Source organism: Streptomyces sp. NPDC058877, assembly GCF_042742855.1.
In the GTDB taxonomy this organism is placed as follows: Bacteria; Actinomycetota; Actinomycetes; order Streptomycetales; family Streptomycetaceae; genus Streptomyces.
Genome location: NZ_JBHYMF010000004.1, coordinates 1 through 21,210 on the forward strand (window position 1 = coordinate 1; position 21,210 = coordinate 21,210).

The window sequence follows — 21,210 nt, forward strand, 5'->3', positions numbered from 1 at the left end:
GTTGATAGGCCGGATGTGGAAGCCCAGTAATGGGTGGAGCTGACCGGTACTAATAGGCCGAGGGCTTGTCCTCAGTTGCTCGCGTCCACTGTGTTTGTTCTGAAGCAATGAACTCCCATGCCGGTTGAGTTCAACTTCATAGTGTTTCGGTGGTCATAGCGTTAGGGAAACGCCCGGTTACATTCCGAACCCGGAAGCTAAGCCTTTCAGCGCCGATGGTACTGCAGGGGGGACCCTGTGGGAGAGTAGGACACCGCCGAACAATCATTGTGGGAAAGCCCCGCACCTTCTGGTGCGGGGCTTTTCTGCGTTCACACCACACAACCCACCCCTCAGTGCGTCCGGCTTTGGCCGTACTCAGAGACGGCCTGCCGCCTTCAGGGAGAGATAGGCGTCCGCCAGAGCCGGGGCAAGATCTTCGGGCGTGGCGTCGACCACCGTGACACCGTGACGGCGCAGCTGATCCGCGATCCGGGCACGCTGGAACTGCGCCTGCGTCGCAGCAGCAGCCTCGTAGATGCCGTCGATCGTGCTGCGAGTCGACGCCATGCGTGTGACATGGGGGTCCGCCACGGAAGCCACCAAGACTGTGTGGCGCTGTGCGAGCTGGGGGAGGACGGGGAGGATCCCCTCCTCGATCGGGGCTGCGTCGAGGCCCGTCAGAAGAACGATGAGCGAACGGCGGGGAGCGCCGGCGATCGCGTGGGAGGCCAAGCCGCGGGCATCGGTCTCGACCAACTCGGGTTCGAGTGGAGCGAGTGCATCGACCATGGCCGGTAGCACCTCGCTGGCTGTGCGTCCCCGAACCTGGGCACGGAGGCGGCGGTCGTAAGCGAGGAGATCCACACGGTCACCGGCTCGGGAGGCGAGCGCGGCGAGGAGTAGGGCCGCGTCCATGGCAGCGTCCAAGCGGGGTACGTCGCCGACACGACCGGCCGAGGTGCGGCCGGTGTCGAGAACGATCAGGATGTGGCGATCCCGCTCGGGACGCCAGGTTCGGATCGCAACGGAAGACTGCCGGGCCGTGGCCCGCCAGTCGATCGAACGGGTGTCGTCACCGGGCAGGTACTCGCGGAGACTGTCGAACTCCGTGCCCTCGCCACGGGTCAGCACGCTGCTACCACCGTCGAGCTCACGAAGCCGTGCCAGACGCGAGGGCAGGTGCTTGCGGCTGGTGAAGGGCGGCATGACGCGGACGGTCCACGGGACCTCGTGGTGGCCCTGGCGAGCTGCGAGGCCGAGGGGGCCGAACGAACGCACCGTGATCCTCTGGGCGCGGCGGTCACCGCGGCGTGACGGGCGCAGAAGAGTCGTGAGGCTGCGGCGCTCGCCGGCGGGGACCGTCAGACGGTGGCGGGAGAGGTCCTCTTTGGCGTCCGAAGGCCAACTGCTGGGTGGCCATGCATCGCGGAGCTGGGCACGGAGCCGCCGACGGGATGGGTTGCTGACGGTGAGCTCAATCTCCGCAGTGTCACCGAGTCGAACGGATGTGTCACCAGTTCGGGTGAATTGGAGCTTTCGTACTGGCGCCGCCAAGGCGTAGTCGCACAGAATTGCTACGGAAAGGGGCGCGTTCACTGCGAGCATTCCCGCCCAACTGGGGGCGAGAATGCCGACGGGGAGCGCCCCGAGGGCGGCGAGCAGCGCGGTTCGTCCGGTGAGAGCCATGGGGCGCCGTTCTCAGCGAGGTACGGGGACGTGGGCGAGGACCGAGTTGATGACGGAGTCAGGGGTGACTCCCTCCATCTCCGCCTCGACTCGCAGGTGGATGCGATGGCGCAGGGTGGGGAGGGCGAGGGCCTTCACATCGTCCGGAGTGACGTAGTCCCGCCCGGTGAGCCAGGCCCAGGCGCGAGCGGTGGTGAGCAGGGCGGTGGCGCCTCGGGGAGAGACTCCGAGGCTCAGCGAGGGGGAATCACGCGTGGCACGACAGATGTCCACGACGTAGCCGGCGATCTCGGGAGAGACCGAGACCTTGGCGACGGCAGCGCGGGCCGCTTCGAGCTCAGCGGGGCCAGCGACGGGGCGGACGCCGGCCGCTTTCAAGTCGCGGGGGTCGAAGCCTTCGGCGTGACGGGTGAGGACGTGGATCTCGTCCTCACGTGAAGGAAGGGGGACTGTCAACTTGATTAGAAAACGGTCCAATTGGGCTTCGGGCAGAGGATAGGTGCCCTCGTACTCGACGGGATTCTGAGTAGCTGCGACCAAGAACGGTTCGGGAAGGGGGCGTGGGACGCCGTCGACCGTGACTTGGCGCTCCTCCATAGCTTCCAGCAGGGAAGCCTGGGTTTTCGGAGGCGTGCGATTGATTTCGTCAGCGAGCAGCAGATGGGTGAAGACAGGGCCTGGCTGAAAGGAGAACTCGGCGGTCCGAGCGTCGTAGACGAGGGAACCGGTGACGTCGCTCGGCATCAGATCAGGGGTGAACTGGACGCGCTTCGTGTCGAGTTCGAGTGCGGCAGCCAGCGAGCGGACCAGAAGGGTCTTGGCGACTCCCGGGACGCCTTCGAGGAGGACGTGTCCCCGACAGAGCAAGGCGACGACGAGACCGGTCACGGCGGGGTCCTGGCCGACCACGGCCTTTGCGATCTCGCTGCGCAGTGCCTCCAAAGAGGCGCGGGCGCTGTCCGATTCCGTGGCGGTCTCGGGGGTCGGGGCGCTCATGGAGTGCGTACCTCTCTTTCGAGGGCGTCGAGTTGGTCTGCCAGGTGGATGAGGGCGGTGTCATCGACCGGAGCGGGTCCGAAGAGCACGCTCTCTACGTCCGCACTGGTTTGGGGAAGACGGAGGGAGAGAGCGGGAAGGAGGCGGCCGGGGGAGTGGGCGTCCTTGACCGGGACACCGAGCAAGGGCGCGAGCTTGGTTCGGGTCGCTGCACGCAGGACGGAGGCCGCGCGGTCCCGGGCGTTCGCCTTGTGGTAGAGCCTGGCGTGGCCCTCGGTGGTCTCGGACGCGCGAAGGGCGACGGGAAGCGGCTCGGTGACCAGGGGGCCGAGGCGGCGCCCGCGCCACAGTGCGGCGAGCAGGGTTGCGACGGCGAGTTGCAGGGTGCCCCACAGCCAGCCGGAGGGGATGAGGGCGAAGAAGTCGCCCGTCGTGTTGCCGTCGGACGTCTCGGCCGTGGCCGAAGCATCGGAGAGGGAGGGGAGGTACCAAACGAGATGGGCTTGGGAGCCGAGCAGTTGCAGGGCCAGCGAGGCGTTGCCCAGTTGGTCGAGTCGGGAGTTGTAGAGGATGTCGGGCGAGCCGAGGAGGACGGTGTCGCTGCCAGTGACCTCGGTGCGGGGAAGGCGGACCAGGGTCGGCAAGTCGTCGGAGCCGTAGCAGGAGTCGGCAGTGGTGCCGGGGGAGACCTCGTAGCGCTCGCCACCCAGGTCAACGCTGCCGGCACGGATGGCAGCCGGCAGAGCACAGGCCGGTGTGCGCTCCGTCACCGGAATGCCGGGTGCGCTGGTGACAGTCGGGGCCAAGACGTCGAGGGAGGGCCTGCCGGCCCCGACGAGGACCGTACGGGCGGCCGAGTTCTCCATCGTCCTACGGAGCGTGGACTGCTGCCCATCCGTCAGGAGGTCGGGGGCGGTGACCAGGAGGGTGGTGTCGCTGTCCATGGCCGCGGTGGCTTCGGGCAGGGTGGTCGCGAGGGTGATGGAGACGCCACGGGCCTTGAGCAGTTCGGCGATGGCGCGGCTGCCGTGGGGGTCGGCCGAGCGAGGGTCGAGGGCGTTGTGGGAGTCGACGGATTGCACCGCAGCAAGGGCGATGCCACCGGTCAGGATCAAGGCGAGGACCAGGGCCGCGCCACGGACACGGGTCCAGATCTGGCGGGCGGTGGGAGCGGTCGAGGTGGTGCCGGCGGGCTGGGCGCTCATGCGGTCGTCCCCGTGGAAGTGGCATCGGAACCGGGGCGGGCCCGCTCCAGGGCGGTGTCCAATGCTTCGACACGCCGGTACGCCGGTTCGTCGGCGGTGTGTCCCCCGTACGTGACGTCGTCGAAGGTGCGGACCGCGAGGCGCAGTCCGTCTGCGTGGGAAGGGAGCGAGCGACCGGCTTCGGCGGCCGCCTCGTCGGCCGTGCGGCCGGGACGGGAGTCCAGGACGGTGCGTTCTTCGAGGGAGCGGACGATGGCCCGCATCCGCTCCTGGACCGCCTCGTTCCAGCGGCCGGCGGAAGCGTGCTGGGCGGCAGCCGTGCGGTGGTCCCGTGCGGTGCGCGGACCGTTCGGGAAGAGGGGGTCGCCGGTCACGCCGCTCGCCCGGCCCGGAGAGCCGAGGCGCCACCAGAAAGCCGTGGCGAGGGCGGCCACGGCCAGGACGATCACGACGAGGCCGAGCAAGCCGCCCGGGGTGGCCCCGGAAGCGGCGCCGAAGAAGGCGTCGAGCCACTCCCAGAAGCTCTTGAGACCGCGCTGGAGGAGGCCGGGATCGTTCTCGTGGTACCGGGGGTCGGACAGCTCCCGCTCCGCCGCCTCACGAGCGGGTACGCGGGAGATGTCCACCGGAACGTCACCGTCGGCGCGCAGCCACCACAGCGCCGACGTTCCCCCCGTGACCGTCACCGCATCAGCCCCCGACGGAGCTGGTGCCGTAGCCGGGGAGGCCTGCCGCTCGGGCCAGTTCGAGGTCCAGGGCCTCGCGACGGATGCGCTGGTCCACGTAGAGGAGGGCCGTCACACCGGCCGAGATCGGGTAGGTGACCGCGCTGATGATCACGCCGCCGATGCCCGTGACGATGAGGAACGGCCAACCGAAGGTCGTGGCGGTGCCGGAAAGGAGGCCGGAGAACCCTTCGCCGTCGACCGCAATGCCGATGACGGTGAACGGGATCACGATGATCATGCTGAAGATGAAGATCAGCAACTGGGTCAGCACGATGATGCCGAAGATCCGCCACCAGGAGCCCTGCACCAGCTTTGCCGAGCGCTTCAGCGAGCGGGCCACCCCCTGGCGCTCCAGCATCAGGGAAGGCGAGGCGAGACTGAAGCGGACCATCAGCCAGACGACCACCACCAGACCGCCGAGGCCCCCGAGGAAGGCCAAGGCTCCCCCACCGGCCCCGCCGAGCAGGAGCCCCGGGAGCAGGCCGACGCACACGATGGCCACACTCATCACCGAGAGCAGCAGGGTCAGTCCCGTCAACTGGAGCAGACGCGGGCGAGCCTCCTGCCAGGCGGATCCCAGCGTGACCGGACGGCCGAGGACCGCACGACTGATGACCACGGTCAGCAGCGCTGCGACCACGAGCGAGGCCATCAACGTCACGACCAGGGAGGGACCCATGCTGATCATGGAGGTCTGGGCCGCGTCGAGGGACTGCTCCAGCTGCTCCGCTGGCGTGGCACTCGGGTCGGGCTCGGGAGCGGCCGGCACGAGGTAGCGCTGGGCCAGGACATTGGCGATCTGGGAGAGCACTGCGACCGGGACCGTGATGGCGAGGACGGTGCGCCAGTAGGTGCGGAGCGTTTTCACCGCGCCGTCGAGGATCTCTCCCGTGCCCAGGGGGCGCAGCGGAATGACACCTGGCTTTGCGGCCGGGGGCTTGCTCCAAGGAGCGTTCGAGTGCGGGGTTCCCCAGTTCCGGCCGGGAACGGGAAGCGGAGCGAGGTCAGCAGGAGGGGACCATTGGCCGGCGGGAGGCTGTTCCTTGGACCACTGGGGGGTGGAGTCGTTGGCGTCGACCGAAGCGGGGGGAACGGGAGCTCCCGTATCGCCCTGCTGGTCGGAGGGGCCGGATCCGGGCGAGGTCCAGCCCGGAGTGTCGTTCACGGTCGTCCACCTCGGAGGAATGGTCGCGGTGCCGGATCGGCGAACCGGCTCGGTCACGGCGGCCGACACCTGTACACGGCGGCGGGCCGGGTGCCATCGTGCCACGCGAGGTTTGCCGATGGGCCGGAGTGGTCCCTTCCCTCGTACCTTTGTCCGGACCTTCATTGTGTGAGTGGTACACGGCACACTGTGCGGATGCCCGGTCAAGGCGCACGAACCGTACGCTGACGGGCCCAGCGGGGCGCCTTTGAGCGGCTCGCGATCCAGGCAGGGGGAGGCGCTGTGGGACAGGTCACGGCAGGTAACGATTGGCTAATGGGATGATGTCGATATGAAGGGACGCGTTCTTGTCGTCGACGACGACACCGCACTGGCCGAGATGCTCGGCATCGTGCTGCGGGGTGAAGGGTTCGAGCCGTCGTTCGTCGCTGACGGCGACAAGGCGCTGGCTGCTTTCCGCGATGCCAAGCCCGACCTGGTGCTGCTCGACCTGATGCTGCCCGGACGGGACGGCATCGAGGTGTGCCGGCTCATCAGGGCCGAGTCGGGCGTGCCGATCGTGATGCTCACGGCCAAGAGCGACACCGTCGACGTGGTCGTGGGCTTGGAGTCGGGCGCCGACGACTACATCGTGAAGCCGTTCAAGCCGAAGGAGCTCGTCGCCCGCATCCGGGCGCGGCTGCGGAGGTCCGAGGAACCGGCTCCGGAGCAGCTCACCATCGGTGACCTGGTCATCGACGTGGCGGGCCACTCGGTGAAGCGGGACGGGCAGGCCATCGCCCTCACCCCGTTGGAGTTCGACCTGCTGGTCGCGCTGGCGCGCAAGCCGTGGCAGGTCTTCACCCGCGAGGTCCTGCTCGAGCAGGTGTGGGGCTACCGGCACGCGGCCGACACCCGGCTGGTCAACGTGCACGTCCAGAGGCTGCGCTCGAAGGTCGAGAAGGACCCCGAGCGCCCGGAGATCGTGGTGACCGTCCGCGGAGTCGGTTACAAGGCGGGACCGAGCTGACATGAGTACGGGCAGTACTGCTCCGAAGCCCGGGGACCCGGGAGTCCGTACGGGGCGGGCTGCCGGACCGGGGCGGGGGGGCTCGCGATTCGGCCGTCTGCTCCGTGGGGGACGGTTCTCGAAGCACGGCGTGCGCGGTGGACCGGTCCTCCGGCTCTTCGCGCGCTGGATCCGCAGACCGCTGCTGCCCGCCGTACGGCTGTGGCGGCGGAACATCCAGCTGCGGATCGTCGCGGGCACCCTGCTGATGTCCCTCGGCGTGGTACTGCTGCTCGGCGTCGTCGTCATCGGGCAGGTTCGCAACGGGCTGCTCGACGCCAAGGAGAAGGCCGCCCAGAGCCAGGCCGCCGGCGGGTTCTCCGCGGCCCAGGACCGGGCGGCAACCACCCCGACCACGCCCGGACAGCAGGACGGGGTGCGGGTCGGCACCTCCCTGAACTGGCGCTCCACGCTGGTCGAGCAGCTCGCCAGTGGTGGCCAGAGCGCCTTCAACGTGGTCGCGCTCTCCCGCGACGGCGGGGACACCGCGAACCGCGGCGCCCGTGCCTCCGGCGAGGTCGACCCGATCACGAGCATCCCCGCTGAACTGCGGCACTCGGTGGCCCAGGGCACCGGAACCTTCCAGAAGTTCACGCGGATCCACTACACCAGCAGCAAGGCCTCCGAGCCCGGGTTGGTGATCGGCAAGCGGCTGAACGACGCCGACGGCGATCAGTACGAGCTCTACTACCTCTTCCCCCTGGCCCAGGAGGAGGACTCCCTCACCCTGGTCAAGGGGACCCTGGCGACCGCAGGGCTCTTCGTCGTCGTCCTGCTCGGCGCCATCGCCTGGCTCATGGTGCGCCAGGTCGTCACACCCGTGCGGATGGCCGCCGGAATCGCCGAGCGGCTCTCGGCGGGGCGGCTCCAGGAGCGGATGAAGGTGACCGGCGAGGACGACATCGCACGCCTCGGCGAGGCCTTCAACAAGATGGCCTCCAACCTCCAGCTCAAGATCCAGCAGCTGGAGGACCTCTCGCGGATGCAGCGGCGGTTCGTCTCCGACGTTTCGCACGAGCTGCGGACCCCGCTGACGACCGTGCGGATGGCTGCCGACGTCATCCACGAGGCGCGCGTCGACTTCGACCCCGTCACCGCCCGCTCCGCCGAACTCCTCGGGGACCAGCTCGACCGTTTCGAGTCACTGCTCTCCGACCTCCTGGAGATCAGCCGCTTCGACGCGGGGGCGGCAGCCCTGGAAGCCGAGCCGATAGACCTGCGCCAGGTCGTCCGCCGGGTCATCGGCGGCGCCGAGCCCCTTGCCGAACGCAAGGGCACCCGGATCGTGGTCGTCGGAGACGAACAGCCCGTGGTGGCCGAGGCGGATGCCCGCCGGGTCGAGCGGGTGCTGCGCAACCTCGTCGTCAACGCCGTCGAGCACGGCGAGGGCCGTGACGTCGTGGTGAAGCTCGCCGCCGCGGGCGGGGCCGTCGCCGTCGCCGTCCGCGACTACGGCGTCGGCCTGAAACCGGGCGAGGCCACCCGGGTCTTCAACCGCTTCTGGCGTGCCGACCCCGCGCGGGCGCGCACCACCGGTGGCACCGGCCTCGGCCTGTCCATCGCCGTCGAGGACGCACGGCTGCACGGCGGCTGGCTCCAGGCATGGGGGGAGCCCGGCGGCGGCTCACAGTTCCGGCTCACCCTGCCGCGCACCGCGGACGAGCCGCTGCGGGGCTCCCCGATACCCCTGGAGCCCGAGGACTCGCGGCGCAACCGCGAGCAGGCTGCCGCCGGACGGGCCCGGGAGAGCGACTCCAGGGCCGCCGTGCCGACACAGCCCGCGGGCGACCGGCCGCACCTTCCCGTGGGCCCGAGACTGCCCACGCCCTCGCGGGCGACCGTCGATCCGACGGCGCTGCCCGGCAGCGGCGCCCGGGTGGTGGCGCGAGCGACACCGGACGGCGACGGCGGCGGGGCGGGTACGGCGACGGCCGGCGGGAACGGACATCTGGAGCGGGAGGACGGGACACGTGGGAGCTGACTCCCGAGCGGAACGCGCGGGCCGGCGACGGAGCGCCCGGGTGCTGGTGCTGGCCGCGTGCGGAGGCCTGCTGGCGACCGGGTGCGCCACGATGCCCGACAGCGGGGAGGTGCAGCAGGTGAAGGGGGCCAACACGGGTGACTCGCAGGTGCGGGTCTACGCCGTCGCCCCCCGGGAGAACGCCGACCCGAAGGAGATCGTCGACGGCTTCCTGGAAGCCATGACCAGTGACGACCCCGGCTTCGCCACGGCCCGCAAGTACCTCACCGAGAAGGCCGCGCAGAACTGGAAGCCGGAGCAGAGCATCACCGTGCTCACCACGGCCCCCAACCGCGACCAGGCGGACCGCAACGCGGACCCCGACAGCCCGGGGCGTACCTTCCCGCTCTCCGGCCGGAAGATCGCGACCGTGGACGCCCGGCACGCGTACCAACCGGTCAGCCCTGCCGAGTACCTCCAGTCGATCCACGTCGTGCAGCAGCCGGCCGCGAAGGGCAAGGGCAAGGAGTGGCGCATCGACAGCCTTCCGCCCGGCCTGGTCCTCGGCGAGGCCGACTTCCTCCGGAACTACCGTTCCGTCAACAAGTACTACTTCGCCTCCGGGGAGAGCTGGGTCGTCGCCGATCCCGTCTACATCCGGCAGCGGCAGGACCCGGTCACCCGGATGGATCCGGTGACGCAGACGGTCAGGGCGCTGCTCGAAGGGCCGACGAACTGGCTGAAGCCGGCCGTCGACTCCCAGTTCCCCTCCGGTACGGAACTGAAGAGCGGGGTCACCAGCCTGGCCCCGGACGACCAGTCCACGCTGCGGGTGCCGCTCAACGACAAGGCGGACGGGATCGGTGGCGAGGCCTGCCGGCGGATGGCGGTCCAGCTGTTGTTCACCCTGCGCGACCTGACCTCCGTCAACGTCGAGCAGGTGGAGCTCCTGGACTCGCACAGGCGTCCCCTGTGCCGCTTGGGACAGGGGCAGGCGGCGGAGTTCGCGGCCGTGCGGAACACCAGCGGCAAGGAGAACCCGTACTTCGTCGACGAGCACGGCAAGCTGATGATGCTGGTCGTCGGGGGCAAGGAGCCGAACGCGCCGATCCAGGTTCCGGGGCCCCTCGGCAAGGGCACGGTGCCGCTCGGTTCGGTCGCCGTCGACCGGGGCGAGACCCGGGCTGCCGGGACCAGTGAGACCGGTCGCGAACTGGTCGTCTCCTCCATCACCACGGAGGGCGAGCCGCTGCCGCCGGTCCTGACGAGCCGGGCGGTCCGACCGGAGGACCGGTTGTCCGCGCCCAGCTGGGACGGCAAGGGCGACCTGTGGGTCGCCGACCGCGACCCCGCCGCACCCCAGCTGTGGATGGTGCCGGGCGGCACCGGCCAGCCCGTCAAGGTCCGCACGCCCTGGTTGGGCGACGGTGCGCGCATCGAGTCGCTGAGGGTCTCCGCGGACGGGGTGCGGATCGCCATGACGGTGACGCGGGGTGACCACACGACCCTGCAGATCGGCCGGGTCCAGCGGCAGACCACCGACGAGGAGACGGTCGTCTCCGTCCTGGACCCGCAGCCCGCCGCACCTCGGCTGGAGTCCGTCACGGCCGTTTCCTGGGCGGGCCCCAGCCGGCTCCTCGTGGTCGGCAAGGAGGCGGGCGGCGTCCAGCAGATCCGCTACCTCCAGACCGACGGGTCGACTTCCACCACCGCGGTGCTCCCCGGGCTGAACGGGGTGACCTCGGTGGCCGCCCCGCACACGGACGCGGCGCCCGTGGTGGCCGTTTCGGGTGATGACGGCATCGTGCGGCTGGCACCCGGCACGAACTGGCAGCCCGTGGCCAAAAAGGGCTCCTCCCCGGTCTACCCGGGTTAGGTCGACACCCTGCCGGGGCGCCGCGCGGTGCGGTTCCCCGGCCGCCGACAGCTCCGCGCGACCGGGCGAGACGGACGCACCTGACGTACTTCGGGGTGTCGGAGAGGTTTTCCACAGGGGTGGCCGGGTGGCGCGCGAAGGCGCACAGTGGAGCCATGCGGGGGTGGTGGCACGAGATCGTCGGGCTGGTGCTGCCGGTCGCCTGCGGCGGCTGTGGCAGACCGCGGACGGAGCTGTGCCCGGAGTGCGCGGATGCGCTCGTCGGGGCGGCGCCGCGCAGGGTGAGGCCCGCACCCGAGCCCGCCGGGCTGCCCGTGGTCCACGCTGCCGCGCCGTACGCCGATGCCGTCAGGGAAATGCTCCTCGCCCACAAGGAACGCGGCGCGCTCCCCCTCACCCGGCCCCTGGGCGAAGCCCTCGCCGGGGCCGTGGAGGCCGCCACGGGCCCGCCAGCGGACCCCGTGGACCGGCCGCTTCTCCTCGTACCGGTGCCGTCCTCGCGGCGCTCCGTACGGGCACGTGGCCATGATCCGATGCGGCGGATCGCGCTGGCCGCAGCGACGCGGCTGCGGAGGGCGGGGAGGCCGACGCGCGTCCTGCCGGTGCTCCGGCACCGGCGGCGCGTGGCGGACCAGTCAGGGCTCGGGGCGCGTGGACGGCTGGCCAACCTCGACGGGGCGCTCCGGGTGGTGCCGGGCGGAGCAGATCTCCTCGGCACGGGAAGGGTCGTGCTCGTGGACGACCTGATGACGACGGGGGCTTCGCTCGCCGAGGCGGCGCGCGCCCTCACAGCCGTTCGCCTTCCGTTCATTCCTGGAATACCCCACGGCTTACCGGCCGGTTTGGCGCAAGGTGAAATCGAACAGCAGGTGGCGGCTGTGATCGCATCCTCTCCCACCTCGTTCGAAATAAACCGGAACTCGCCGGGATCTTGGATCGTTGCAGGTGGTGAGAGGTGAAAGCACCCGATCGGAGGTATGTCGCGGTACCGGGTGCCAACACCCGTCCGAAGGGGCTATGTTCGGTTGTGAGGAATGGCGAACGCCATCGCCTCGCCGAATACATGGTTGCGCCTACAGGACAGGAGTTCAGGGCGAATTAACCTCTTGTCGATGGGGTGGAGATCTTGTCGACTGGGGAGGAGGAGGGCGAAGTCGCCAAGTCCGAGCTCCGGTAATCCACCGGAGTCTGGTGCAAAGGGAGATGCCCGGCGGCCAAGGAGCCGGCCAGGGCGATCCGGGAACGGAGTTCTGCGTGGACATCGTCGTCAAGGGCCGCAAGACCGAGGTGCCCGAGCGGTTCCGCAAGCACGTGGCCGAGAAGCTGAAGCTGGAGAAGATCCAGAAGCTCGACGGCAAGGTGATCAGCCTCGACGTCGAGGTGTCCAAGGAGCACAACCCGCGGCAGGCCGACCGGTCCGACCGTGTGGAGATCACCCTCCACTCCCGAGGCCCGGTGATCCGGGCGGAAGCTGCGGCAGGCGACCCGTACGCAGCGCTCGACCTCGCCAGCGACAAGCTCGAGGCACGACTGCGCAAGCAGCACGACAAGCGGTACACCCGCCGCGGGAACGGCAGGCTGTCGGCGGCCGAGGTCGGGGACGTGGTCCCCGGTGCCGCCCAGCTCAACGGGGACGGCCAGCTCGTCGCCGACGAGACCGACAAGGTGCCCACCACGATGATGGGCTCCATCGAGGTCCAGGGCGAAGGCCCCCTGGTGGTCCGGGAGAAGACCCACCGGGCCGCACCGATGACGCTCGATCAGGCGCTCTACGAGATGGAGCTGGTCGGGCACGACTTCTACCTCTTCGTCGACTCCGACACCAAGCAGCCGAGCGTCGTCTACCGGCGACACGCGTACGACTACGGCGTCATCCACTTGGAGAGCGACCCGCTCGCCGAGGGCGGCGGCGCCGGCGGTGCTCTCGGCGGCTGAACGAGCCGCCCGCACCACCTCCGACCGAGAGGTGTTCCACTCGGTGCCCCTGGAGCGCGTTGCGCCTCCCAGGGGCACCCCTGTGCGCCCGTGGATCACCCCGTCGTCATCCGGGCATGAAATCATGGCGCGCACGCCAACCGGTGCTCATGGAGTACGGGTTGGCGGACCGGAAACGAATTCAGGCCACGGCCTTCAGGGGGAGGAACGATGGCGGACAGCTTCGGACCGGTGCTCAGCGGGCGCGAGCACGGTGGTGCGGTCCCGGAGGGATCGGACACGGACGGCGGAGCGTTCCGCAAGGAGCCGATCAGGGTCCTCGTCGTGGACGACCACGCCCTCTTCCGTCGGGGACTTGAGATCGTCCTCGCCCAGGAGGAGGACATCCAGGTCGTCGGCGAGGCCGGCGACGGCGCCGAGGCCGTCGACAAGGCGGCCGACCTCCTGCCGGACATCGTCCTCATGGACGTGCGGATGCCCCGGCGCGGCGGCATCGAGGCGTGCACCTCCATCAAGGAGGTGGCTCCCAGCGCCAAGATCATCATGCTGACGATCAGCGACGAGGAGGCCGACCTCTACGAAGCGATCAAGGCGGGGGCGACCGGGTACCTCCTGAAGGAGATCTCCACCGACGAGGTCGCGACGGCGATCCGTGCGGTTGCGGACGGACAGTCGCAGATCAGCCCGTCCATGGCGTCCAAGCTCCTCACCGAGTTCAAGTCGATGATCCAGCGCACCGACGAGCGCAGGCTCGTGCCGGCGCCCCGGTTGACCGACCGGGAACTGGAGGTCCTCAAGCTCGTCGCGACCGGGATGAACAACCGTGACATCGCCAAGGAGCTGTTCATCTCCGAGAACACGGTGAAGAACCACGTCCGGAACATCCTGGAGAAGCTGCAGCTGCACTCGCGTATGGAGGCCGTGGTGTACGCGATGCGGGAGAAGATCCTCGAAATCCGGTAGCCCATCCGCACCGGCCTCCGCCGCGCCGCGAACCGGTCCGACAGGGACCACGGACTGCCTCACCCCAAGGCCGCCACCAGGTCCTTCGCCAGTTCCGGGGCGTCGACCCGCTCGACCGCCACCGCATCGCAGCCGACCCACGCGGCGGCCTCCCGCAGGGCCCGGGCCACCGCCGACACCGCCTTCGGGCCGTCCAGCGTCACCTGTCGGGCGACCAGGGTCCCGCCTTCCCGTGCCGGGTCCACCCGGCCGACCAGGCGCCCCCCGGCGAGGACCGGCATGGCGAAGTAGCCGTGGACCCGCTTCTGCTTCGGCACGTACGCCTCCAGACGGTGGGTGAAGTTGAAGATCCGCTCCGTCCGGGCCCGTTCCCAGATCAGTGAGTCGAACGGGGAGAGCAATGTCGTGCGGTGCCGGCCGCGCGGCTCCGTGGCGAGCGCCGCCGGGTCCGCCCAGGCGGGTTTCCCCCAGCCCGCCACTGTCACCGGCACCAGGCCCGAGGCCTCGACCACCGCGTCGAACTGCTCGCCCTTGATCCGGTGGTAGTCGGCGATGTCCGCGCGGGTGCCCACGCCGAGCGCTTCGCCGGCCTGCCGCACCAGCCGCCGCACGCATTCGGCATCGGCCAGGTCGTCGTGGAGCAGCGCCTGCGGGACCGCCCGCTCGGCCAGGTCGTAGACCCGCTTCCAGCCGCGCCGCTCGACGACCACCACCTCGCCGTACATCAGCGCCCGCTCGACGGCGATCTTGGCGTCGGACCAGTCCCACCACTCGCCCTTGTTCTTCGCGCCGCCCAGTTCGGTCGCCGTCTGCGGTCCTTCGGCCCGCAGCTGGTCGATCACCTTGCCGTACGCGCCGGCCGACAGCTCGTGGCCCCAGTGCGGGCGGTCGCGGTAGGCGCGCCGACGGAAGGCGAAGTGCGGCCATTCCTCCACGGGCAGGACACAGGCGGCGTGCGACCAGTACTCGAAGGCGTGCGTCCCCGTCCAGTACGCGTCCTCCACCGTCGTCCGGCCGACGGCCCCGAGGCGCGCGTACGGGATGAGCTCGTGGGAGCGGGCAAGGACCGAAATGGTGTCCAGCTGGACCTGGCCGAGGGACCGGAGGACCCCGCGCACCCCGGCCCTGCGGTCGGGGGCGCCCAGGAAGCCCTGGGCGCGCAGCGCGATCCTGCGGGCTTCGTCGGCGGACAGTTCGGCGGCGGGGCGCGGCGCAGTCGTCATGGACGGCACCCTAGGCCCCGGTACTGACAGCGGGCCCCGCCCCGGCCTCAGGCGGCACCGGTCGGCAGGTCGCGGGCGGGGAGGTACGGCAGGGGGCTGGGCAGGCCGAAGTCCGAGGGGAGCAGGGAGCCGACCCAGCCGTCCCGGAGGATGCCCTTGTTGGGGAGTCCGGCGCGCTGGACGCCCTCCAGGGCGAAGCCCAGCCGCTCGGCCACCGCCCGCGAGGCCGTGTTGCCGACCTCGGCGCGCCAGACCAGCCGGACGCAGCCGAGGCCGGTGAAGGCCCAGTGGGCCAGGGCGCGCACGGCCTCGGTCATGTAGCCGTGGCCCCGCTGCTCGGGCGCCATCCAGAAGCCGATCTCCCAGACCCCGGTGTCGCGGGCGTGAAGGCCGGTCGCAGCGAAGAGCGGGCCGCCCTCCAGCGGTTCCACGGCGAAGGTGTACTCGGTGTCGTCCCGCCAGCCGTCCGGGACCAGGCGCTGGAGGAAGAAGGCGGCGTCCTCGTGGCGGTACGGGGAGGGCACGACGGTCCACCGCTGGATGGTGGGGTCCTGGCAGATCTCGTACACCCTGTCGACGTCCTCGGGAACGAAGGTGCGGAGTCGCAGGCGGTCGGTGCTGAGGGTGATGGGTTCCATGTCGGGATTGTGGTGACCGGACGGGCTCGAAGCGAACACTTTTCGGATGAGGCGGCACCTTCCGCCCACCTTGCGCGTTCTCTTCTACGGGCGGACGTGCGGCTTCGGCACTGCGGGCCTCCCAGTGCAAGGGCGGTCTCGCTTACGATGGCCGTTGCGGTGGGGACCACCTGCCGTGCCCGCGCTCGCGTCCATCACAAGACCCAGTGCCAGGCCCGACCGGCAAGGAGACCAGCCTCAGTGTCCGTCTTCAACAAGCTCATGCGTGCAGGCGAAGGCAAGATCCTGCGCAAACTGCACCGCATCGCGGACCAGGTCAACTCCATCGAAGAGGACTTCGTCAACCTCTCCGACGCCGACCTGCGGGCGCTCACCGAGGAGTACAAGCAGCGGTACGCCGACGGCGAGAGCCTCGACGACCTGATGCCCGAGGCCTTCGCGACCGTTCGCGAGGCAGCCAAGCGCGTCCTCGGCCAGCGCCACTACGACGTCCAGCTGATGGGCGGCGCCGCGCTCCACCTCGGCCACGTCGCCGAGATGAAGACCGGTGAGGGCAAGACCCTCGTCGGCACGCTCCCGGCCTACCTCAACGCGCTCTCCGGCAAGGGCGTGCACCTGATCACGGTCAACGACTACCTGGCCGAGCGAGACTCCGAGCTCATGGGCCGGGTGCACAAGTTCCTCGGTCTGACCGTCGGCTGCATCCTGGCCAACATGACGCCGGCCCAGCGCCGCGAGCAGTACAACTGCGACATCACCTACGGCACGAACAACGAGTTCGGCTTCGACTACCTGCGCGACAACATGGCCTGGTCCAAGGACGAGCTCGTCCAGCGCGGCCACAACTTCGCCTGTGTCGACGAGGTCGACTCCATCCTCGTCGACGAGGCCCGTACGCCGCTGATCATCTCCGGTCCCGCCGACCAGGCGACCAAGTGGTACGGCGACTTCGCCAAGCTGGTGACCCGCCTGACCCAGGGCGAGCCGGGCAACCCGCTCAAGGGCATCGAGGAGACCGGCGACTACGAGGTCGACGAGAAGAAGCGCACCGTCGCCATCCACGAGGCGGGCGTCGCCAAGGTCGAGGACTGGCTGGGCATCGACAACCTCTACGAGTCGGTGAACACCCCGCTCGTCGGTTACCTGAACAACGCCATCAAGGCGAAGGAGCTGTTCAAGAAGGACAAGGACTACGTCGTCATGGACGGCGAAGTCATGATCGTCGACGAGCACACCGGCCGCATCCTCGCCGGTCGCCGCTACAACGAGGGCATGCACCAGGCGATCGAGGCGAAGGAGGGGGTGCCGATCAAGGACGAGAACCAGACCCTCGCCACGATCACCCTGCAGAACTTCTTCCGCCTCTACAACAAGCTCTCCGGCATGACCGGCACGGCCATGACCGAGGCCGCCGAGTTCCACCAGATCTACAAGCTCGGCGTCGTCCCGATCCCGACGAACAGGCCGATGCAGCGCAAGGACCAGTCCGACCTGATCTACCGGACCGAGGTCGCCAAGTTCGCCGCCGTCGTCGACGACATCGCGGAGAAGCACGAGAAGGGCCAGCCGGTCCTCGTCGGCACGACCTCCGTCGAGAAGTCCGAGTACCTCTCGCAGCAGCTCGCCAAGCGTGGCGTTCCGCACGAGGTCCTCAACGCCAAGCACCACGAGCGCGAGGCCACGATCGTCGCCCAGGCCGGCCGCCGCGGTGCCGTCACCGTCGCCACCAACATGGCCGGCCGTGGTACGGACATCAAGCTCGGCGGCAACCCGGACGACCTCGCCGAGGCCGAGCTGCGCCAGGCGGGTCTGGACCCGGTGGAGCACGTCGAGGAGTGGGCCGCTGCCCTTCCCGCCGCCATGGAGCGCGCCGAGAAGGCCGTGAAGGCGGAGTTCGAAGAGGTCAAGGACCTCGGCGGGCTGTACGTCCTCGGCACCGAGCGTCACGAGTCGCGCCGCATCGACAACCAGCTCCGTGGTCGTTCCGGCCGTCAGGGCGACCCCGGCGAGTCCCGTTTCTACCTCTCGCTCGGCGACGACCTGATGCGCCTGTTCAAGGCGCAGATGGTCGAGCGCGTGATGGCCATGGCCAACGTCCCGGACGACGTGCCGATCGAGAACAAGATGGTCACCCGCGCCATCGCTTCCGCCCAGTCCCAGGTCGAGACCCAGAACTTCGAGACGCGCAAGAACGTCCTGAAGTACGACGAGGTCCTCAACCGGCAGCGCGAGGTCATTTACGGCGAGCGGCGCCGCGTCCTGGAGGGCGAGGACCTGCACGAGCAGGTCCGCCACTTCATGGACGACACGATCGACGACTACATCCGCCAGGAGACCGCCGAGGGCTTCGCGGAGGAGTGGGACCTCGACCGCCTGTGGAACGCCTTCAAGCAGCTCTACCCGGTGAAGGTCACCGTGGAGGAGCTGGAGGACGCGGCCGGGGACCGGGCGGGGATCACCGCCGAGTTCATCGCCGAGTCCATCAAGGACGACATCCACGAGCAGTACGAGGCGCGCGAGGCGCAGCTCGGCCCGGACATCATGCGTGAGCTGGAGCGGCGTGTGGTCCTCTCCGTCCTGGACCGCAAGTGGCGCGAGCACCTCTACGAGATGGACTACCTCCAGGAGGGCATCGGCCTGCGCGCGATGGCGCAGAAGGACCCGCTGGTCGAGTACCAGCGCGAGGGCTTCGACATGTTCACCGCCATGATGGAGGGCATCAAGGAGGAGTCCGTCGGCTACCTGTTCAACCTGGAGGTCCAGGTCGAGCAGCAGGTCGAGGAGGTCCCGGTGCAGGCGGGTGCTCCGTCGCTCGCCAAGGAGGACGCGCCCCGTGACGCCGTGCCGGGCAACGGGCGCCCGGAGATCCGCGCCAAGGGGCTCGAAGCCCCGCAGCGGCCGGACCGGCTGCACTTCTCGGCGCCGACCGTGGACGGCGACGGCGGTGTCGTCGAGGGCGACTTCGCCTCCGAGGACGGCATGACCCGCGCGGAGCGGCGCAAGGCGCAGAAGAACGCGAGCGGCGGGCGTCGCCGCAAGAAGTGACCTTCTGAGCAGTGCGGAGGGGCCGGTCGCCCGAGGGGGCGGCCGGCCCCTCCGTCATGGCTGGCGGGCGGTGCCGTCGAGTCCGTCGAGTTCCACTGCGGCGCAGCGCCAGCGCTGGTCGTCGCCGCGCTCCAGGCGGAACGCCATGGCCCGCACCCGGGCTCCGGTGGTGATGGTCGCGAAGGCCTCGACGACCGATCGCGGGGAGTGCACCTGTACCGAGCAGCGGCGCAGGGCCGGGCGGGGGCCGGGGGAGCGCAGGGGCGTGTGCGGCGCGAGGCGGACCAACTGCTCGTAGGCGGCGCCGACGGTGTGGCCGAGCATCCAGTGGACGGGCCGCTCACCGCTGAGCACGGCGAGCAGGCGCTCGGCGAAGACGGTGTGCGGGAGGAGCGTGCGGGGGGCGGTGCGGCGCGGGCCGCCCTGGGCCGGGCCGTGGGGACGGGGGCCCGCCGTGCCGCGGGGGCGGGTGCCGGCCGGGCCGCCGGGGGCCGTGCGGGGGCGTGGGGTGGGTGAGGGGGTGCTGGTCAGCGTGGTGTTCATGGCGGACCCCTGTCGTTCCGTGAGCGAGCGGTACCAGTCGGTAACTTGACCTGGGGATCTTGTACGGGCGAATCCCGTGGGCCCGCAAGCGCCCTTCCGGGCGGGGCGCTCCGAAAGGCGGATCACCTATCAGGGTGACGCCGGGGGACAGCGGGTCTCCGGCGGCCCGGAGGGCGCCCTCCGGCGGTGGACGCGTGGTGCGTTCGCCCGGCCACCCCGAAGGGGGACTCCGCACGTATCCTGAGGGCCTCTCCGACTACGAAAGCGGCCAGCCATGCGCGTCTACGTCCCCCTGACCCTTCCCGGTCTCGCACAGGCGCACAAGGCGGGCGAGCTGGGCCCTGGCCCGCTGACCGCCTACGCCGTCACGCCCGCGCTGCGCGAGTGGTACGTCTCCGACGACATCGAGGAGCTGGAGTACGCGGCGCTCAGCCGGGCCGCTTCCGCCTCCCTGCGCCTCCTCGCCGAGGACCCCGAGGCGCCCCGGCGGCGGATCGTGGTCGCCGTGGACGTGGCCGACAAGGACGCCGTCGTCGACCCCGACCGCGGGCTCGACGCCGCTTCCATCGGTGAGGTGCGGATCGCCGGTGCCGTTCCGCTGGCCAAGGCGGCGGCGGTGCACGCCGACGCGGAGGACGCCGACGAGGACGTCACCGCCGCGGCGCGTGCGCTCGGTGCGGCGGACCGGGGCGACGACGACGCGCAGTTCGTCGTGGACGGGGCCGAGGACCACGAGCTGCTCTGGTTCGGGGTGCAGGAGATCCCGACGCTGCTCGGCTGACCGCCCCGCGGCGGTCGCGGACTCTTCGCCGCCGGTGGGGCCGGGTACTTTCTTTCCATGGGGAAGCACGGGAAGCACCTGGTCTGGGACTGGAACGGCACACTGCTCGACGACATCGGTGCGGTGATCGGGGCGACGAACGCGGCCTTCGCAGAGCTCGGACTCGCGTCGATCACCCTGGAGCGCTACCGCGAGCTGTACACCGTGCCGGTGCCGAAGTTCTACGAGCGGCTGATGGGCCGGCTGCCGACCGAGGAGGAGTGGGCCGTCATGGACGACGTCTTCCACCGGCACTACTGGGAGCGGGCCGAGTCGTGTGGTCTCACCGCCGGTGCGGCCGAGCTGCTCGCGGTGCGACAGGCGTCCGGACTCACGCAGTCGCTGCTCTCGCTCGCACCCCATGCCCACCTCGTGCCGCTCGTGCAGAGGCACGGAATCGCGGAACGGTTCGTCCGGATGGACGGCCGCGTCGACACCTCGACCGACGGGAAGTCCGGGCACATGGTGCGGCACCTCGCCGCGCTGCGGGTCCCCTCGGAGCGCGTGGTCGTCATCGGCGACGCCGCCGACGACGCGGTGGCGGCGGCCCACGTGGGTGCACGGGCGGTGCTGTACACCGGGGGGTCGCACAGTCGGGCGTCGTTGGAGAGGGTCGGGGCGCCGGTGGTGGACTCCCTGGAAGAGGCGGTCGCCGTCGCCGAGGAGCTGGTGTAGCGGTCCGACGCGGTGCCCCGGCCGCGGCCGGGGTGCGTCCCGGACCGCGGCGTGCCCGCTCTGGACCCGGGCGGGGGCGTGGTGCCGCCGTGCGTCAGGCCTTGGCGCGCAGGACCTTCAGGAACTCGCGCATCCAGGTGGGGTGGTCCGGCCAGGCCCGGGAGGAGACCAGGAGGCCGTCCACCACGGCCGCGCTGTCCTGGAAGGTCGCCCCCGCCACCTGCATGTCGATCTCCAGGGCCGGATAGGCGGTGACCCGGCGGCCCTCCAGGCCGCCGACCGCCGCCGTCAGGAGCGGGCCGTGGCAGATCTGGGCCACCGGCTTGTCGGCGTCGAAGAACGCCTTGAGGATCTTGCGGAGCTCCGGGTCGTTGCGCAGGTACTCCGGCGCGCGTCCGCCGGGGATCACCACGGCCACGTACGCGCCCGGATCCACCTCGGAGAAGGCCAGGTCGGCGGGCCAGGTGTAGCCGGGCTTCTCCGTGTACGTGTCGTAGCCCGGCTCGAAGTCGTGGACGACGAAGCGGAGCGTCTTGCGCGCCGGGGCCGCGATGTCGACCTCGTACCCCTCCTCCAGAAGCCGCTGGTACGGGTACATCACCTCCAGCGACTCCGCCGCGTCACCGGTCACGATCAGGATCTTCGCCATGGCTCTCCCAGATCACAGAGGGTCGGTCTGCCGTACTCGGGTCCACGCTGCCGTCCCCGGCGTGCTTTGCCAA

At 70.2% G+C, this 21,210-nt stretch carries 18 protein-coding genes and 2 rRNA genes; 11 read left to right on the forward strand and 9 right to left on the reverse strand.

From position 1 onward, the window contains the following. Both ACFW2Y_RS01755 and rrf read left to right on the forward strand, forming a co-directional pair. A 23S ribosomal RNA gene (locus tag ACFW2Y_RS01755) occupies positions 1–73 on the forward strand; the annotation flags it as partial. A 72-nt stretch (positions 74–145) separates the two neighbouring features. Beyond that, a 5S ribosomal RNA gene (gene rrf / locus ACFW2Y_RS01760) occupies positions 146–262 on the forward strand. Positions 263–357: 95 nt separating this feature from the next. Here the strand turns inward: rrf and ACFW2Y_RS01765 are convergent. From ACFW2Y_RS01765 to ACFW2Y_RS01785, 5 genes are read right to left on the reverse strand one after another with little or no spacing between them, the layout of a single operon-like run. Beyond that, positions 358–1,668 carry a DUF58 domain-containing protein gene (locus tag ACFW2Y_RS01765; RefSeq protein WP_384871979.1) on the reverse strand — a complete coding sequence of 437 codons (1,311 nt, stop codon included), beginning with the start codon at positions 1,666–1,668 and terminating at the stop codon, positions 358–360. A 12-nt stretch (positions 1,669–1,680) separates the two neighbouring features. Further along, complete coding sequence (locus ACFW2Y_RS01770; protein WP_384871982.1) at positions 1,681–2,664, reverse strand: AAA family ATPase; 984 nt, start codon at positions 2,662–2,664, stop codon at positions 1,681–1,683. Beyond that, entirely contained in the window at positions 2,661–3,869 is a 1,209-nt protein-coding gene (locus ACFW2Y_RS01775; RefSeq protein WP_384871985.1) for a DUF4350 domain-containing protein, read from the reverse strand. The genes ACFW2Y_RS01770 and ACFW2Y_RS01775 overlap by 4 nt, the downstream gene beginning before the upstream one ends. Continuing rightward, the gene (locus ACFW2Y_RS01780; protein ID WP_384871988.1) at positions 3,866–4,555 is read right to left on the reverse strand and encodes a DUF4129 domain-containing protein; all 690 of its coding nucleotides are present in this window, start codon (positions 4,553–4,555) and stop codon (positions 3,866–3,868) included. Before ACFW2Y_RS01780 ends, ACFW2Y_RS01775 begins: the two co-directional genes overlap by 4 nt. 4 nt (positions 4,556–4,559) lie before the next feature. Next, on the reverse strand, positions 4,560–5,762 hold the full coding sequence (locus ACFW2Y_RS01785; RefSeq protein WP_384871991.1) for a glycerophosphoryl diester phosphodiesterase membrane domain-containing protein: 1,203 nt from the start codon (positions 5,760–5,762) through the stop codon (positions 4,560–4,562). A gap of 331 nt (positions 5,763–6,093) precedes the next feature. On the opposite strand from ACFW2Y_RS01785, the gene mtrA reads away from it, so the two are divergent. From mtrA to ACFW2Y_RS01815, 6 genes are all read left to right on the forward strand, one after another. Continuing rightward, positions 6,094–6,771 (forward strand): two-component system response regulator MtrA, encoded by a 678-nt coding sequence (gene mtrA / locus ACFW2Y_RS01790; protein ID WP_384871993.1) that lies wholly within the window; start codon positions 6,094–6,096, stop codon positions 6,769–6,771. Between the two features lies 1 nt (position 6,772). Further along, on the forward strand, positions 6,773–8,791 hold the full coding sequence (gene mtrB, locus ACFW2Y_RS01795; protein WP_384871996.1) for an MtrAB system histidine kinase MtrB: 2,019 nt from the start codon (positions 6,773–6,775) through the stop codon (positions 8,789–8,791). Further along, positions 8,781–10,646: an LpqB family beta-propeller domain-containing protein gene (locus ACFW2Y_RS01800; protein WP_384871999.1), complete on the forward strand. Its 1,866-nt coding sequence runs from the start codon at positions 8,781–8,783 to the stop codon at positions 10,644–10,646. The genes mtrB and ACFW2Y_RS01800 overlap by 11 nt, the downstream gene beginning before the upstream one ends. Before the next feature lie 155 nt (positions 10,647–10,801). Then, complete coding sequence (locus ACFW2Y_RS01805; RefSeq protein ID WP_384872002.1) at positions 10,802–11,605, forward strand: ComF family protein; 804 nt, start codon at positions 10,802–10,804, stop codon at positions 11,603–11,605. 295 nt (positions 11,606–11,900) lie between these two features. Then, positions 11,901–12,581 (forward strand): ribosome hibernation-promoting factor, HPF/YfiA family, encoded by a 681-nt coding sequence (gene hpf / locus ACFW2Y_RS01810; protein ID WP_384872005.1) that lies wholly within the window; start codon positions 11,901–11,903, stop codon positions 12,579–12,581. Positions 12,582–12,791: 210 nt separating this feature from the next. Further along, positions 12,792–13,544: a response regulator gene (locus ACFW2Y_RS01815; protein ID WP_384872007.1), complete on the forward strand. Its 753-nt coding sequence runs from the start codon at positions 12,792–12,794 to the stop codon at positions 13,542–13,544. Between the two features lie 59 nt (positions 13,545–13,603). On the opposite strand, the gene ACFW2Y_RS01820 is transcribed toward ACFW2Y_RS01815, so the two are convergent. Both ACFW2Y_RS01820 and ACFW2Y_RS01825 read right to left on the reverse strand, forming a co-directional pair. After that, on the reverse strand, positions 13,604–14,767 hold the full coding sequence (locus tag ACFW2Y_RS01820) for a winged helix-turn-helix domain-containing protein (protein ID WP_384872010.1): 1,164 nt from the start codon (positions 14,765–14,767) through the stop codon (positions 13,604–13,606). 47 nt (positions 14,768–14,814) lie between these two features. Beyond that, positions 14,815–15,405: a GNAT family N-acetyltransferase gene (locus ACFW2Y_RS01825; protein WP_384872013.1), complete on the reverse strand. Its 591-nt coding sequence runs from the start codon at positions 15,403–15,405 to the stop codon at positions 14,815–14,817. 240 nt (positions 15,406–15,645) lie between these two features. On the opposite strand from ACFW2Y_RS01825, the gene secA reads away from it, so the two are divergent. Further along, positions 15,646–18,450 carry a preprotein translocase subunit SecA gene (gene secA / locus ACFW2Y_RS01830; protein ID WP_384872015.1) on the forward strand — a complete coding sequence of 935 codons (2,805 nt, stop codon included), beginning with the start codon at positions 15,646–15,648 and terminating at the stop codon, positions 18,448–18,450. Positions 18,451–18,504: 54 nt separating this feature from the next. On the opposite strand, the gene ACFW2Y_RS01835 is transcribed toward secA, so the two are convergent. Beyond that, positions 18,505–18,993, reverse strand: coding sequence for an Rv3235 family protein (locus ACFW2Y_RS01835; protein WP_384872018.1), 489 nt, complete (start codon positions 18,991–18,993; stop codon positions 18,505–18,507). Between the two features lie 274 nt (positions 18,994–19,267). On the opposite strand from ACFW2Y_RS01835, the gene ACFW2Y_RS01840 reads away from it, so the two are divergent. Continuing rightward, positions 19,268–19,774, forward strand: coding sequence for a DUF6912 family protein (locus tag ACFW2Y_RS01840; protein ID WP_384872021.1), 507 nt, complete (start codon positions 19,268–19,270; stop codon positions 19,772–19,774). A gap of 57 nt (positions 19,775–19,831) precedes the next feature. Further along, positions 19,832–20,488, forward strand: a complete 657-nt coding sequence (locus tag ACFW2Y_RS01845; RefSeq protein WP_384872023.1) for an HAD family hydrolase — start codon at positions 19,832–19,834, stop codon at positions 20,486–20,488. Between the two features lie 94 nt (positions 20,489–20,582). Here the strand turns inward: ACFW2Y_RS01845 and ACFW2Y_RS01850 are convergent, their stop codons facing one another. Then, a complete protein-coding gene (locus ACFW2Y_RS01850) occupies positions 20,583–21,137 on the reverse strand; it encodes a DJ-1/PfpI family protein (RefSeq protein ID WP_384872026.1) in 555 nt (184 codons plus the stop codon). Between the last annotated feature and the right edge of the window lie 73 nt (positions 21,138–21,210).

Excerpts from the sequence above, each read along its gene's own strand:
- ACFW2Y_RS01765 (WP_384871979.1), bottom strand. The coding sequence starts at position 1,668 with ATGGCTCTCACCGGACGAACCGCGCTGCTCGCCGCCCTCGGGGCGCTC.
- ACFW2Y_RS01770 (WP_384871982.1), bottom strand. The coding sequence starts at position 2,664 with ATGAGCGCCCCGACCCCCGAGACCGCCACGGAATCGGACAGCGCCCGC.
- ACFW2Y_RS01775 (WP_384871985.1), bottom strand. The coding sequence starts at position 3,869 with ATGAGCGCCCAGCCCGCCGGCACCACCTCGACCGCTCCCACCGCCCGC.
- mtrA (WP_384871993.1), top strand. The coding sequence starts at position 6,094 with ATGAAGGGACGCGTTCTTGTCGTCGACGACGACACCGCACTGGCCGAG.
- mtrB (WP_384871996.1), top strand. The coding sequence starts at position 6,773 with ATGAGTACGGGCAGTACTGCTCCGAAGCCCGGGGACCCGGGAGTCCGT.
- ACFW2Y_RS01805 (WP_384872002.1), top strand. The coding sequence starts at position 10,802 with ATGCGGGGGTGGTGGCACGAGATCGTCGGGCTGGTGCTGCCGGTCGCC.
- ACFW2Y_RS01815 (WP_384872007.1), top strand. The coding sequence starts at position 12,792 with ATGGCGGACAGCTTCGGACCGGTGCTCAGCGGGCGCGAGCACGGTGGT.
- ACFW2Y_RS01820 (WP_384872010.1), bottom strand. The coding sequence starts at position 14,767 with ATGACGACTGCGCCGCGCCCCGCCGCCGAACTGTCCGCCGACGAAGCC.
- ACFW2Y_RS01825 (WP_384872013.1), bottom strand. The coding sequence starts at position 15,405 with ATGGAACCCATCACCCTCAGCACCGACCGCCTGCGACTCCGCACCTTC.
- ACFW2Y_RS01835 (WP_384872018.1), bottom strand. The coding sequence starts at position 18,993 with ATGAACACCACGCTGACCAGCACCCCCTCACCCACCCCACGCCCCCGC.
- ACFW2Y_RS01840 (WP_384872021.1), top strand. The coding sequence starts at position 19,268 with ATGCGCGTCTACGTCCCCCTGACCCTTCCCGGTCTCGCACAGGCGCAC.
- ACFW2Y_RS01845 (WP_384872023.1), top strand. The coding sequence starts at position 19,832 with ATGGGGAAGCACGGGAAGCACCTGGTCTGGGACTGGAACGGCACACTG.
- ACFW2Y_RS01850 (WP_384872026.1), bottom strand. The coding sequence starts at position 21,137 with ATGGCGAAGATCCTGATCGTGACCGGTGACGCGGCGGAGTCGCTGGAG.